The sequence below is a fragment of the Glutamicibacter sp. ZJUTW genome (genome assembly GCF_008370855.1).
GTDB lineage: Bacteria > Actinomycetota > Actinomycetes > Actinomycetales > Micrococcaceae > Glutamicibacter > Glutamicibacter nicotianae.
The window spans coordinates 2,886,728-2,900,422 of the sequence record NZ_CP043624.1; the positions used below are offsets into that span (position 1 = coordinate 2,886,728).

At 60.4% G+C, this 13,695-nt stretch carries 15 protein-coding genes; 4 read left to right on the plus strand and 11 right to left on the minus strand.

The annotated features are described in order from the left end of the window. Window positions 1–15 precede the first annotated feature (15 nt). Window positions 16–978 carry an HNH endonuclease family protein gene (locus F0M17_RS13570; RefSeq protein WP_149597304.1) on the plus strand — a complete coding sequence of 321 codons (963 nt, stop codon included), beginning with the start codon at window positions 16–18 and terminating at the stop codon, window positions 976–978. 97 nt (window positions 979–1,075) lie between these two features. Here the strand turns inward: F0M17_RS13570 and F0M17_RS13575 are convergent, their stop codons facing one another. The 8 genes from F0M17_RS13575 to F0M17_RS13610 all read right to left on the minus strand — a co-directional run bounded on the left by F0M17_RS13575 (window position 1,076) and on the right by F0M17_RS13610 (window position 9,307). Next, complete coding sequence (locus tag F0M17_RS13575) at window positions 1,076–1,951, minus strand: metal ABC transporter permease (RefSeq protein WP_149597305.1); 876 nt, start codon at window positions 1,949–1,951, stop codon at window positions 1,076–1,078. Continuing rightward, window positions 1,948–2,703, minus strand: coding sequence for a metal ABC transporter ATP-binding protein (locus F0M17_RS13580; RefSeq protein ID WP_149597306.1), 756 nt, complete (start codon window positions 2,701–2,703; stop codon window positions 1,948–1,950). Before F0M17_RS13580 ends, F0M17_RS13575 begins: the two co-directional genes overlap by 4 nt. Then, window positions 2,700–3,656, minus strand: a complete 957-nt coding sequence (locus tag F0M17_RS13585; protein ID WP_149597307.1) for a metal ABC transporter substrate-binding protein — start codon at window positions 3,654–3,656, stop codon at window positions 2,700–2,702. The genes F0M17_RS13580 and F0M17_RS13585 overlap by 4 nt, the downstream gene beginning before the upstream one ends. A 112-nt stretch (window positions 3,657–3,768) precedes the next feature. Beyond that, window positions 3,769–4,734: a formimidoylglutamase gene (gene hutG / locus F0M17_RS13590; protein ID WP_149597308.1), complete on the minus strand. Its 966-nt coding sequence runs from the start codon at window positions 4,732–4,734 to the stop codon at window positions 3,769–3,771. Window positions 4,735–4,812: 78 nt separating this feature from the next. Beyond that, a complete protein-coding gene (locus tag F0M17_RS13595; RefSeq protein ID WP_149597309.1) occupies window positions 4,813–6,768 on the minus strand; it encodes an SH3 domain-containing protein in 1,956 nt (651 codons plus the stop codon). Window positions 6,769–6,913: 145 nt separating this feature from the next. Continuing rightward, window positions 6,914–7,567, minus strand: a complete 654-nt coding sequence (locus tag F0M17_RS13600; protein ID WP_149597310.1) for a peptidyl-tRNA hydrolase — start codon at window positions 7,565–7,567, stop codon at window positions 6,914–6,916. 70 nt (window positions 7,568–7,637) lie between these two features. Then, window positions 7,638–7,985 carry a cupin domain-containing protein gene (locus F0M17_RS13605; protein WP_141357165.1) on the minus strand — a complete coding sequence of 116 codons (348 nt, stop codon included), beginning with the start codon at window positions 7,983–7,985 and terminating at the stop codon, window positions 7,638–7,640. 512 nt (window positions 7,986–8,497) lie between these two features. Next, window positions 8,498–9,307: a hypothetical protein gene (locus F0M17_RS13610; RefSeq protein ID WP_149597311.1), complete on the minus strand. Its 810-nt coding sequence runs from the start codon at window positions 9,305–9,307 to the stop codon at window positions 8,498–8,500. A gap of 503 nt (window positions 9,308–9,810) precedes the next feature. Between F0M17_RS13610 and F0M17_RS13615 the strand changes: the two genes are divergently transcribed. Then, a complete protein-coding gene (locus F0M17_RS13615) occupies window positions 9,811–10,602 on the plus strand; it encodes a MerR family transcriptional regulator (protein ID WP_149597312.1) in 792 nt (263 codons plus the stop codon). A gap of 47 nt (window positions 10,603–10,649) precedes the next feature. On the opposite strand, the gene F0M17_RS13620 is transcribed toward F0M17_RS13615, so the two are convergent. Then, window positions 10,650–10,856 carry a helix-turn-helix domain-containing protein gene (locus F0M17_RS13620; protein WP_149597313.1) on the minus strand — a complete coding sequence of 69 codons (207 nt, stop codon included), beginning with the start codon at window positions 10,854–10,856 and terminating at the stop codon, window positions 10,650–10,652. Window positions 10,857–11,083: 227 nt separating this feature from the next. Between F0M17_RS13620 and F0M17_RS13625 the strand changes: the two genes are divergently transcribed. Beyond that, window positions 11,084–11,566 carry an Lrp/AsnC family transcriptional regulator gene (locus tag F0M17_RS13625; RefSeq protein WP_038993339.1) on the plus strand — a complete coding sequence of 161 codons (483 nt, stop codon included), beginning with the start codon at window positions 11,084–11,086 and terminating at the stop codon, window positions 11,564–11,566. A gap of 74 nt (window positions 11,567–11,640) precedes the next feature. On the opposite strand, the gene F0M17_RS13630 is transcribed toward F0M17_RS13625, so the two are convergent. Together F0M17_RS13630 and F0M17_RS13635 are read right to left on the minus strand one after the other, a co-directional pair. Beyond that, on the minus strand, window positions 11,641–12,795 hold the full coding sequence (locus tag F0M17_RS13630; protein WP_210416649.1) for an MFS transporter: 1,155 nt from the start codon (window positions 12,793–12,795) through the stop codon (window positions 11,641–11,643). Between the two features lie 53 nt (window positions 12,796–12,848). Further along, window positions 12,849–13,253 (minus strand): low molecular weight phosphatase family protein, encoded by a 405-nt coding sequence (locus F0M17_RS13635; RefSeq protein ID WP_141357174.1) that lies wholly within the window; start codon window positions 13,251–13,253, stop codon window positions 12,849–12,851. Between the two features lie 168 nt (window positions 13,254–13,421). On the opposite strand from F0M17_RS13635, the gene F0M17_RS13640 reads away from it, so the two are divergent. Then, window positions 13,422–13,670, plus strand: a complete 249-nt coding sequence (locus F0M17_RS13640) for a hypothetical protein (protein ID WP_149597315.1) — start codon at window positions 13,422–13,424, stop codon at window positions 13,668–13,670. The last annotated feature ends 25 nt before the right edge of the window (window positions 13,671–13,695 follow it).

Consider the following 13,695-nt stretch of genomic DNA (forward strand, 5'->3'; position numbering starts at 1 on the left):
TTGAAAGACTCCGCCTTGCCTAAAAAACTTTTCGCTGCGCTCTGCGCTGCAATATTGGTGCTTGCTGGATGCAGCGCACCGGCAGATCCTTCTGCACTTCAGATCAATCAGCTCGCACAGGCCGACAACCTGTTGGCAACAGACCAGCCGTTGCAGGTGGAACGGGTTGCCACCAGCAGCAAGAAGGTCAAGCCCGGGGCGAAGCTCAATGGTCCCAAAGCCACCGCAATGCTGGCGACCTTGCCGGTGAAGGGCAAGGCAGCAGCCACCGGATACAACCGGAACAAGAAATTCGGCAATGGCTGGAAGGACTTCGACAAGGACAAGTGCGACGAGCGCCAGGACACCTTGTCCCGGGACATGTCCAAGGTGAAGTTCAAGGACCGCAAGAAGTGCACCGTAGCTTCGGGCACGTTGCATGACAGCTACACCGGCAAGAAGATCAATTGGAAGGTCAAGTCAGGCAGCGTCGACATCGACCATGTGGTTTCCCTGAAGAACGCGTGGATTTCCGGCGGCCAGAAACTGTCGCAGGCCCAGCGCCAGGCCCTGGCCAATGACCCGCTGAACTTGATGGCGTCCAGCGCCTCAGCCAATCGCCAGAAGGGCGACAAGAACACCGCCGAGTGGCTCCCGAAGAACAAGTCCTTCCGGTGCCAGTACGTGGCAACCCAGATCAGCGTCAAGAAGAAGTACGCGCTGTCGGTGACCAAGGCGGAAAAGAATGCGATGGCCAAGGTGCTGAAGACGTGCCGCAACCAGAAGGCCGCAAAGGTCACCCCGATCAAGCCAGCCGGTTCCAAGCCCAAGGCTTCGCCGAAGAAGGACGTGAAGAAGGCGCCTTCGGTGGTCAAGGGCACCGTGCATCCGGGCGCCTACTGCAAGAAGGCGGATCAGGGTAAGCGCGGCAAGTCCAAGGCCGGCAAGTACTACACCTGCAAAACCGATGCCAATGGCAAGCTGCGCTGGCGAGTCTAGCGACCGATTTCAGGTTCTCGTCTAGTCTGCTGATCCACCAGCCAGTGCGGCCCCACGGGCGGATCCTTTCCCGCCCGTGGGGCCTTCTGCAGTTCGCCTACACTCGGGCGGCCAGCGCTTTGCGCCGTCCCTTGCGGGCCAGGCGGGTGGCGATGAGCCCCTGCTTCGGGCTGAAGAGATAGGCGATTGCGAAGATCATTGCCTGGGCCAGCACCACCATTCCACCGGTTGATGCATCGAGGTAGTAGCTCACGTAGACGCCCAGGATTCCGGCACAGGTTGCCAGTACCGGTGCGATCACCAGCATCTTCCCGAAGCGGTCGGTCAGCAGGTAGGCCGTGGCGCCGGGAATGATCAGCATGGCGACGACCAGGATGACGCCGACAGCCTGCAGCGCCACCACTGAGGTCATGGCCAACAGCCCCAAGAGCACGGCACCGATCAGCCGCGGGCTCATTCCCAAAGCATGGGCGTGCGTCTGGTCGAAGGCAAAGAGCGTGAAGTCCTTGCGCTTGAGCACCAGGATGGCGAAGGTGATCGCGCCAAGCAGCACTACCTGCCACAGGTCGCTGGCCGAGACACCCAGCAGATTGCCGAAGATGATGTGATTCAGATCCACATGGCTCGGGGTGACCGAGATCAGCACCAGCCCGATGGAGAAGAGCGTGGTGAAGACGATGCCGATGGCCGCATCTTCCTTCAGCTTCGTCGTGTCGCGCACTCCCCCGATCAATGCCACCGCGAGGAATCCGAAGACCAGGGCGCCCAGGGCAAAGGGAGCGCCGGCGATGTAGGCCAGCACTACCCCGGGCAAGACGGCATGCGAGACCGCGTCGCCCATCAGCGACCAGCCGATGAGCACCAGCCAGCAGGACAGCACCGCGCACAGGGCAGCGGCGATGATGGTCACCAGCAGGGCGCGCACCATGAAGGTGTAGCCCAAGGGCTCGGCCAGCAATTCAATGAGGTTCATTTCCCGCCTCGTTTCATGGGATCCAGGCCAAAGGCCAGGGCCAGGTTCTCCGCTTGCAGCACCACGTCCGGATCTCCGTGCATCAGGACCTTGCGCATCAGCAGCACCGCTTCATCGGCCAGTTCCGGCAGCGCATGCAGGTCATGGGTGGAGATCAGCACGCTGCCGCCGTCATCGGCTACCTCTCGCAAGAGCTTGGTGATGGTCGCTTCGCTGCGCTTGTCCACGCCGGCAAAAGGCTCATCGAGCAGCATGATGCTGGCGCCCTGGGCGATGCATCGGGCCACGAATGCGCGTTTCTTCTGGCCTCCGGAGAGCTGGCCGATCTGCCGATCGGCGAAGTTGGCCAGCTCCACCCGTTCGAGGGCCTCGTCCACGGCGGCGTGGTCCTTCTTCTTGGCTCGCCGGGTCCATCCCATCTGCCCGTAGCGTCCGGTCATCACGACCTCGCGCACCGAGATCGGGAAGCTCCAATCCACGGCCTCGCTCTGCGGTACATAGGCCAACTGGCCGCTTTTCCGTGCCTGCAGCGGGTCGGTGCCGTTGATGCGCACGCTACCGGTGTCTGGCTTGATCTGCCCCATGATGGTCTTGAACAGTGTCGACTTGCCCGAGCCGTTCATCCCGACCAGTCCGCAGACCCGTCCGCGGCCCAGCTGCAATGAGGCGTGGTCCAAGGCCAGCACGGGGCCATAGTGGACGGTCGCGCCCGTTACGTCGATGGCCATGGCGGTGCTTTGCTTCGCATTCATGGTGTTTCGCCTTTCAAAGCACGGGCAATGGTTCTGGTGTCATGCGTGATCAGGTCCAGGTAGCTGGGCACCGGACCGCCAGGTTCGGAGAGCGAGTCAACATAGAGAGTTCCGCCGTAGACGGCATCGGTGGATTCCACGACTCGTTGCATGGCTGCATCGGAGACCGTGGATTCGCAGAAGACCGCGGGAATATCGTTGTCCCTGACATAGTCGATGGCCGCGGCGACCTTGCGCGGCGTGGCCTGCGATTCCGCGTTGACCGCCCACAGGTACTTTTCGGCCATGTTGGCATCGCGCGCCAGGTAGCTGAAGGCTCCCTCGCAGGTCACCAGCACACGCTGGCGTTGGGGGATTTCCTCCAGCGCCGCCTCGAGCTCGTCATGCACGTCTTGAAGCTTGGCCTGGTAGGCCCTGGCGTTCTCCCGATAGCTGGATGCATTGGCCGGATCCAGTTCGCTGAAGGCCTCAGCGATGCGCTCTACATAGATCTTGACGTTCAGCGGGCTCATCCAGGCATGCGGGTTGGGCTTTCCGGCCCCTTCTTCCTGGACGATATCGATCGGCTCAATCCCCCGGCTGGCGGTTACGTGCGGGGCGTCATTGTCTTCGACGAATTGCTGGAACCAGGCTTCGAGGTTCAAGCCGTTATCGAGGATGAGGTCTGCATGGGAGGCGCGGCGCAAGTCATCCGGTGTCGGCTCGTATCCGTGGATCTCTGCGCCAAGTCGGGTAATTGATTCAACGCGCAAATGCTCGCCCGCGACGTTCTGGGCGATGTCCTGCAAGACCGTGAAGGTTGTCAGCACCACCGGCCGGTCGTCCGGGCTGGCTGCGGGCTCAGTGTTGGGCTTGGACGCGCAACCAGCGAGGGCGAGCAGGCAGGCCAGGACGGCGGCCAGCAGCCCCACGCGTTGCCCCGCGCCTGATCGACGTTTCGCCGTTTGCACCATTGCACACCATTCCGATTCTCGCACTGGCGATTAGTTCGCCCCCCTCAATCATAATGTTTGATGGGTCGAACATTGCAAATTCGCGTCGGCGGATTTCGCTGTGGGTGCTGTCTCAGACCCCCAGCAGGGTATTGACAAGACGGGCGGCAGTGCGTGCGGTACGCCCGTCAATATCCAATCCCGGGTTCAGCTCCACCACGTCAATCAATGCCAATTTGCCGCTGCCCGCCAGCAATGCGCAAAGCCCGTGGATCACTTCCAGGGGCACCCCGAAACCGGCAGGGGCACTGACCCCCGGAGCCACCGACGCAGGCAGCACATCGAGATCGATGGTCAGATACAGCTTGTCGATGCCCGCCAGGAAGTCCTCGACGAATCCCAGGACGGCAGGTAATTGACCTGCCGTGCACTGCTCGTCAAGCAGGTAGCGCACGCCCAAGCTGCGAGCCCGTTCGAAGAGCACCGGTGTGTTGCTCGGCTTGCTGATTCCCACTACCGCGTAGTTGAAATCGCGCCCTTCGGCCTGCAGATCCCGGGCGATGTCCAAGAACGGCGTGCCGCTGGTCCGGCGCGGTGCGCTGCGCAAATCGAAATGCGCGTCCAGGTTCAAGATGCCCAACCGGGTTTCCGGCTCGTCCCTGAAGTGCTTGAACAGACCGGTGAATGAACCATAGGCCGTTTCGTGGCCGCCGCCGAGCACCACTGGCAGCATTTCTCCAGCGAGCAATGCGCTCACCGACTGCGCCAGTCGCTCCTGCCCCGATTCGAGCTCGTCACCAAGCACCTCGATATCGCCAGCATCCACCAGCGGGCGCGGCTCGTGAATGGCCAGCGAGCCCAGGGCGGCGCGCAGCGCCTGCGGCCCCCGGGCGGCACCAACCCGGCCCTCGTTGCGCAGCACGCCCGCATCAGATGCGAAACCGAGCAACGCAGCAGGCCACCGCCCATTGGGGGTGCCAGCAGGCTGGCGGTTCACGTGCTGGTGCCATCTCAAATGCTGCTCGCCGGTGCCGTCATTGCGTCCAATCCAGATAGCAGGTGCCCGGTCAACCGCCAGCTGCGGCTCGAAATTCTCCATGCTTCCAGCTGACCAGATGCACCCCGAGCGCGCCATGCCTTCTGCGGTTCTCCGTCTGAAACACCGGACAGAAGACGTTTATCGGGCACTCAGCGCGCGGTAGTCCAGCGGCCCTTTCGTGGCCGCATTGCCGTAGACCTCAACATGGATGTGATCCATGTGCCGGGTGGTGTCATTCCAGTTGCCGGTGAACTGGTTTCCGTACTTCCCGGAATCGGAATACGGGGTCCAGCCAGTGGTGGGAAGCCAGATCCGGTCCTGCCAGATCAGGTAATAGATCCCCAGCTGGATGCGGTTATCCAACAGGAACTGAGCCAATTTATCGCCTTGGGCGACGCGCGCCCGGTTCTTGTAATCGCGGATCATCAGGTCCACGGCCTTTCCGGAGCTGTGCCCGGACGAACCGCTTCGAATGGTGTGGATGGCGCTGACGGTATCGCCGGTTCTCCCCTTCAGCGCGGCAATGACCCGTTGCGCATCGGGCTGCAAGACGCCCGGCTGGCTCTTGGAGAGGTAGGTTTCCCTGACCCAACCGCGTCCTTGAGGCGCGGAAACTTCGGCCCAGCCAGCATCGCTGCGCATGAAGGTGACCTTCTGCCCGGCTGGCAGCACGGCTTTGCTCCGGTGGCTGACTCCCGCGCCGGCCCGCAGATTGACGTTGGCCGTGGTCCAGCGGTATTCGGTGGTCGGGGCCGGTGCCGGTCGCGGTGCCTGGGGCTTGCTGGTAGCCAGATAGCCATTGCTGATCCATCCGGTGCCCTTCGTTGTGGATACGCGTGCCCAACCGTTGGCCGTACCCAGGAGGCTGACCTGCTGCCCCTTGGAGATAACCGCCAGCGATTTATAGCCGGTGGAGTACCCGGAGCGAAGGTGCACATTGGCAGTTGTCCAGCGCTTGGCAGCCTTCAGCGGCGTGTAGGCCTTGGCCACCAATGCGCTGGATGGAACCCACCCAGTCGTCTTGGAGGTTTTCACCCTAGCCCAGCCGTTCGATGTTCCGTGCAGGGTGAGCGTGGATCCGGCGGCTACCGTTCCCAAGGACCTGGACGTTCCCGAAGCGCTGGCGCGCACGGCGGTGCTGGACAGAATCCAGCGTGGTGCTGGGTGGGCAGGCTTATAGGCGGTGCTGGACAGGATGGCGGTTGGCACCCAGCCGATGCCACGGGTGGACTTGATCTGGGACCAGGAACCTCTGGTTGTGTACAAGCCGACTTTCTCGCCCGGCGCGAGACGTCCGAGGGAAGCCGAGGAGCTGTGATTCGATCGGCGCAGGACGCTGCTGCTGAGCAGCCAACGGTTCCCTATCGTCTTTTGGGTTGCTACAGGCTGGGTAGACAGTTGCTTGGCAGGGAGCCATCCGCGTTTCCCGGCGGTAACTACATAGCTCCACGAGCCTGAGGTGCGCAGCCACTCGACTTTGGCTCCCGCCGGAACACTTGCCACGCGTGCCGCTTTGGCCGAGGTGGACTTCCGCAGGACCTGGGCGCTTTTCGAATACCGGTGCACGGGTGCCGGCAGTGAGCTGGACAGCTGGCTTGTTGGCACGAAACCGGTGACCTTGCCGATCTTGATCCGGCTCCAGGAGCCAGTTGCGCCCAGACGCTGCACCTTGGCTTTGCGCATGGCTCCAGCCAGGGCCGGAGAGACGGACGTTGCCTTCTTGCGGACCGGCTGGAAGGAAAGCAGATAGCGGGTGGCTGAGCTCTTGGGCTTGGCCGGCGCTGCGGGCGAGGTCAGGTACTTGGCCGAGACCCAGCCGGACTTCTTCTTGTAGGTTGCTTGCACCCAGCCGGAAGAACCCCCGGAGACGAGAACCTTGGCGCCCTTGGGAATGACCAGCAGCGACGCGGAGTGGACCGATGGCGATTTGCGCAGATTCAAGTTGGCGGTGGTCTGCTTGGCGACTGCCGCAGGAGCCGCAGCAAGCTGGGCGACACCGGCTGGAGCCTGCATTGATGCGCTGGCGCCAGCTGCGGTGCCAAAGGCCAGGAGCAGGGCCAGCAGCAGGCCCAGGACGCGATTCGTATATTTCAATGTGGGTGCTTTCGAGCAAGGGCAAACTGCCGATTCCTGCGGTCAGCAGAAGTCCAAGGCATTCCGCTGTGGGCGGCGATATTGCGATCGCCAAGAAAATAATGACACAGCAATGGCGATTTCGCCCTGCCGTGATCCGAAGAAGCTAGCTCGCCTTGGACATGACGAAAGCAGTCACGGAACCCGGCTCGATTTCGGTTCGTCCGGCGTCCTGGATGACAGGCCCGGCAGCCTGCCGAGACAATTGCTCGAAGTCCTTGCGCGGCAGGTGCCTGATGCCTACCGGTGCATGGGATTGCAGCCACGCTTCGACAGATTCGGCGGTGGCCTCGGTCAGCCATGCGAACAGCGCGTGTGCTGCCTGCGCGGCAGCCTTTCCGGTGGACATCTCCAAGGACTTGTTCAGCACGATGTTGATCTTCGCGTCCAGGACTTCATCGGCCTTTGGCAACTGCGTGCCGGAGACCTGGAGCTTGGCGATCAGCTTCGGCAAGTCGGCGGCCGGCAATGGGGGCAGGCCTACAGCTTGCGCCTTGCCCACTTCGCTGACCATTTGCTCGGGGAACATCTCCAGCACCTTGGCGAACATCTTGGGATTGGCCCGGCGCACCGACTTGGCGAATGCCTGTGAAGCCCACTGCTGCCAATCCGGGTTCTGCGGATCTTGCAGGTAGGCAATCACGGCTGCGCGGGCCACCGCCGAGAGGCCCTCATCCTCGCTCGACGGATCCTCCTTGTCGATTCGCAGGATGATGGGCTGTACCAATTCCCCGGGGTCGCGATCGCGCAGTTCAGTCATGGTTTTATTCTATGGCGAATGAGAGAACCGAATTTTCGGACTGCAAAGCTTCAGCTTGCAACTCTAACTACTATGCGCTGAGGAAGGTCACCGTAATGCGCGCCGGGATCTGCGCGTACACCGCGTGAAGGACGTTGGCTTCAACGAAGATGCTACCCCCAACAGCCAACGGGTAATTGCATCCCTCCACCGTGAACTCGATTTCCCCTTCAATTACAGAAACGATGATCGGGGTGCGCGCTACGTGCTCTTTCAGCTCAACATTTGAGTCGAAAGCTATTTCCGTAATCTGTGCTTTCTCGCCGGCAAAAATTCTCTTGGCCGAATACTTTCCTGGCTTGATTGGATTGCGTTCGGCATTGCCCGCAGCTGACAACGATATCAGCTCGAATTCTCCGCCCATAATATTTTCAGTCAAGGCAATTCCCGTCTTCCGGTGTGATTGAATCCACGTCGAATTAACTACCAGCATGCTCCTTTTTCGATCCGGGAGCCAACTGCCGCTTGATTCCTATCGCCCTTTGCGTTGCTGCCCGTCGTGTCGACAGCCGCCAATAGAAGCAACGTATTCATCTCGACGCAGTGACACTCATTCAAGGCCCACGGCGTGCCGGGTTCCTACCAAGATCCGCGCTCGAATCAAGACGCTGCTTCACCTTCTCGCATTGCAGAGTCGCTCACTTTGGTTCGCAGTCTAGAGATTCTCGTCTTGGCCTTGGAAGCTGCCGTCGGGCTCTCTCCTGCCAAGGTAAAGGCAGTGTCAGGCGCGCATCATGCCTCGGCGTTGCTCCTGGCATGCGTAGCAAATTTCGAGACTTCGCTAGCGTCAGTATTTCAGTATTCCCGTCATAGAACACACATGCTTGCCACTTCCGAGGGATCGCAACACCCAATTACTCAGCGACCGCACCGTCGTTTGCCGGGAGCCTCCTAGCGTCGCCGAACTTTGCGCACGATCAGCAGCACGACGCTGGTCAGCATGGCAGTGGCCAAACTGACCAGAAGAGGAGTCTGCCACGGAACATCCAGAACGCTCCCGGTGAATTCTTTCCAAAAGCAGCCAATAGAATCCCAGCCTGTTGCCTTCGATTCGATAACTCGAGCGGTGCTTTCCACAACGGCCGGCATGACCCATTGGATCGCCAGCGCGAAGACCCACATCAGCAGGTTCATGATTCTCAAGAATCCGACGAAGCCCAAAATGAGGCCGAGGAGCAGCGGCCCGGCATACCAGAGGTAGACATAGTAGGACTGGGCGCCGGCAACGAGCGAAGCAATGATCTGCAGCCAATAGCTCACACCCACCGTTAGCGTCGCATAAAACAGCACCGCTATGGGCAGCCGCAATTTAGTAGCCAGGAAGTACCAGGCTTGGCTGATCAGCAGCAGGCCCCCGAATACCCAAAGATGCCGGATGGATGCTGAGGACAGTTCCCCGCCCAAGAGCCCGGGCTCAAATGCGAGAAGGCCTTGGAATCCGAGACCCAAAAGCCCCAGGAACATGCCCACGGCTGTCACGACAGTGAACGCTGTACGCCCATACCCAATGCGCCGGGCAAACCAGCTGCCCCAGAGGGTTATGACGGAGAAAACTACCAACAGCCCTTGGGCGTCGTCGCTGGCATGCGGGAGAATCGACCGGTCTTCTTCCCCAATCCACAACCACGGCAACACCACGATCGCAGTGATCAGCAATCCAGCGACCAATTGCATCCACCAGTTGTGCCAGATGCGTCTCATTGAACCCACTCTTACTCCTCAGTGTTCCTACGCGCTCATTGTTCCAGAGCCAGCGCGGAGCATCGCGAATGCCGGCAGGCGTTTCCCCCAAGTTGCTCCAGACAGCAGACTCCCGCACCGGGAACTGTGCCGGGAACGCCAGATGGCCCGTGCGCATTCCACCCAACTGGAATGCCCACGAGCCATCTGGACTACTGCTTTCACCGTGCCTTGGCGTGGGTGGCCACTGCTCCTGGATTGCGTAAATGCAGGTGGTTTACGTAATCAGGCGGTCTTCGTTGAATTCGGCGGTAACCCGTTCAACTTTCTCTACTTCCAGTGAACAACACATAGATCACCGTGTGCAACAGGCAAGCATGCAGTTAGTCAATATGATCAACTGGACAAGAAATATATCGCGATTATTCGCCAATTTGCCGTGAGAGCTGAATCACAAAAATCAGTTTGAACCTGCCAGCAAAGCACTTGACCTTGACGTAACGTCAACCAGTAGCGTGGTAGCCATGAACGATTCAACTGGCCGTCGGAAACAAGTCCGCCACTCGATCGCACAGGTCTCGAAATCCGCTGGAGTCAGCAGCCGCACTTTGCGGCACTACGACCAGATCGGCTTGCTGGAACCTGATCACGTGGCCGCCAACGGGTATCGCTTCTATACCGACAGGCAGCTGGTCCGGCTCCAGCGGATTCTCTTGCTGAAGCAGTTGGGCATGAAGCTGGAAACCATCGCTGAAATCCTGGACGAGCAACGCACTGAATTAGCCGCGCTGCGCACCCACAAGGAACAGCTCCACAGGCAACGTGAGGCGCTGGACCGGCAAATCGCGGCCCTGGATCACAGCATTTCAACACTAATTACGGGAGGAACAATGGAACCGGAAAAGAGCTTTGACGGCTTCAACGAGCAGTACAAGCACGAGGTATCCGCACGCTGGGGCGCCGACGCCTACGAAACATCTAATCGCTGGTGGCGCTCCAAGTCAGGAGACGAGCAAAGCGCATTCATGGAAGAGGTCAAAATCATAAACCAGGCCTGGATCGAGGCGGGCAAGAATTCCGTCCCAGCAGACAGCGTCGAAGCCCAGGAACTAGCCGCTCGCCATGTGCGCTGGCTTCAGAGCGCCAAGGGCACCCCGCTGGATTCCGGTGATCCGGTCCAGCGCAAGGCATATATCTGCAATCTCGGCGAGATGTATGTGGCTGATCCGCGGTTTGCAAAGAACTACGGCGGATATGCCGAACTCGTTCGCGATGCGTTGCAGATTTTTGCCGAACGCACTATCCAGCTCGACTAGCCCGTGGCTGTTCCCGATGCGCTCGGGAACAGCCGCGGCCAGCGCTGTCAGCTATGGGGTTCGTTCGCAATATCCTCGCGGGCCTGCGCGTACCGCTCCTGGATATAGTTCTCCAAGGCGACGCGTTCCACGCGCCACATGCCGCGCCCGCCTATTTGGATGGCCGGCAGCTCGCCACTTTTCACGAGAGCCCGAACCTGCGGCAGCTTCACATTCAGTTCCTCTGCCACGTCTTCCAACCGCAAAAACCTCATATCAACAGGTTACTGTGATTAGCGTCCATTTGATCCCAGCCTGCTGAATTTGTGGATAAAGGAAGGCATTCCACCCGGCCATTCGCCCTAGTGGCCGCAGTAGCCGAGTCGCGCGCAACAATATCAGCCAATCCGCGCAACACATTTGGGATCCACTGGTCATTTTGACTAAAATCTAGGTTGGCACCTATGCACGCGCAACACAACCTGTCCCAGGAGACCACCACATGAATTCGGATACGTATCAGCTCGATGAAACCGACCGGCGTATCCTTCTGGCACTCGATGCGGATCCGCGTGTGCCCATCATGATGCTGGCCCAGCAGCTGGGCCTTGCCCGCGGCACTGTGCAGACGCGTTTGGAACGCCTGGCCCATTCAGGTGCCTTGCGTCCGAACACCTCGCGAATCCTTCCAGCGGCCATGGGCCGAGGCGTCAGCGCTTTCGTGAGCGCCGAGTTGAACCAGGCCAGCTTGAATGAGGCCATCGCCGCGCTGCGCCAGATCCCTGAAGTTCTCGAGTGCGTCGCTCCTGCCGGCGATACCGACCTCTTGATTCGCGTGGCCGCGACCGACCCGGATGACCTCTACCGTGTTAGCGAAGAGATCCGCTTGTGCCCGGGCATAACCCGCACTTCGACCTCGATGATCCTGCGCGATGTCATCCCGTTCCGCACCACCGAGCTGCTCAAGAAGCTGAGCAAGGACTGAATCCAAGCGAGTAACGGGCAGAATCGCCAATCCCGTTGCCGGCACCGAAAGGTCGCCGGCAACGGCGTTTGTTTTCATGGGCAGGATGGCACTTCCTGGAGCTTGGCAGCGGGCAGGTATTTCGCCGAGCGGAGCACCTGCAGCATTGACAGCACGCAGAGCACAGCAAGCATCGAGATGAATAACGCCGGGTGCGCGACCGTCCGCCAGAGTGCAAAGAATGTCGGGAAAGTGAAACCGATGAAACAGCACATGTAGAACCTGCCGGTGAGCTTGCCAACGTCCGCGCTGCCGGCAAGATCCAGGACCTGGCTCAGCCCGGCAACCAGCAAGATGCCATTGGCAGAACCGGCCACGGCGAAGGCAATGATTCCCAGGATTTCTGAACCGCTGAGCGACACGGCGATCATCAACAGCAGCGCCGCCAGCGAGGTAGCCAGCCCAGCCATGATCAGCCTGATCTTGCCCAGGTCGTTGAATCTCTTGACGAATGGCTGGATCACTGTGCCCATGCCCATGGTGACCGCGACAGCCAAGGTGGTGTAGAACAGGCTGGACTCGCCCGCACCACTGCTCAGCGCGGGGACTACCGCAAAGCCTGTCGCTGCCATGCCGAAGACCCATGGGGCTGCGGGCAGGACAACACGGTAGAACCGCTGGAGGTTTGCGGTGGTTGTCGCTTCACCCCGCGAACTGCGCCCTGCTGGTTCAAGCGCAGGAGCTTCACGGGTTGTGAACATCAGCAGCAGCCAGGCAAAGGCGGTGGCGGCATGAACGATATAAGCCAGTTCCGGGCTGCCGCTGGCTCCGACGATGGCCCCTGAAATGACCGGGCCAAGGGCGAATCCCAGCGATGTGCACAGCGCGGCGCGCGTTGCACCGGCGGCGCCGGGACTGAGCAATTTCACCCAGCTGGTGATGGCGACCATGGCCAAGCCCATGCCGAAGCCGGTGAAGATGCGGCCCGCATAGAGGCCGGACTCGTGAAGCGATCCGACCATGAGCCCGAAGGATCCCAGAATCGAGCAGGCCAGGGCGAGCAGCGAGAAAGGCTTGCGTCCGTATCTGTCGGCCCAGGGGCCGCCGAATGCCAAGGCAGGGATCATGCCTGCCAGGTAGCTGCCCATGACCAGCATCGCCTCGAACTCGCTGAGTTCGCGGAATTGCTGATACCAGCTGATCAGCGAAACGTACTGGTTGGCGCACCATCCGGTAAGCACCAGGCACACGCCGGGAAGCCACCACGGAGTCGTCTTACGGGCAGCATCGAGAACAGTAATTTCTACCGCTCCATCTCGTGGAACAGTTCACGCACGCGGTCGGCGATCTCATCGCGGATCATGTTCATCCGTTCCGCACCGGTGATGCCGTCTTCGCTGGGTTCATAGGTGACCCAGCGTTCGGTCTTAATCGACGGATCGAACTGCGGATTCGCGTCGGTTCCAAGGATCACCACGCGGTCGACTTGCTCGACAACGCGCGGATCAATGGCCTTGGGCGTGCCCTGGGACATGTCGGCGCCGGCCTGCGAGAGCGATTCAACCGCTTCCTGGTTGATGCCCGAACCTGGGTTGGTTCCAGCCGAGTAGCTGGTCACCTTCCCCTCAGAAATGTAGTCCATCAATGCGGCGGCCATTTGCGATTTGCCGGCATTGCGGGAGCAGATGAAAAGTACCGAGTTAGCCATGAACCTATTGAACCATTGACCCGCAGGTTGGTGGCCTTTCAACGGGAAGGTTGCGAAATGTGCCGTGCCGCGCCCCATTACGCAAGATCGTTGTCCTGCCGCTATGGCTAAAAGCTGTGGATGTGGCTACGGTTATGACTACTCAGCCCACGGCAACAGGAGGAAAAGATGCTCGCAGCGCATAAGAAGATCATTGTCACCGGCGTAGTCGTGATGCTGATTGGTGTTCTCCTCAGCAGCTTCATTCCGGCCTTGATGTCGTGGGGCCTGAATTCCGGCTATGGCGGAACCCTATTGGCCAGCGTCCCGCTGAGTCTCATTAACGCATTGATCAGTAACGCGCTCACCCCGTTTGGCGCCGTGCTGGCAGCCATCGGAGTAGCCCTGCACATGGCCGGGGCCAAATCCAACGTCTAGTCCCGTTGCTGGCCTGAGCTCGCGG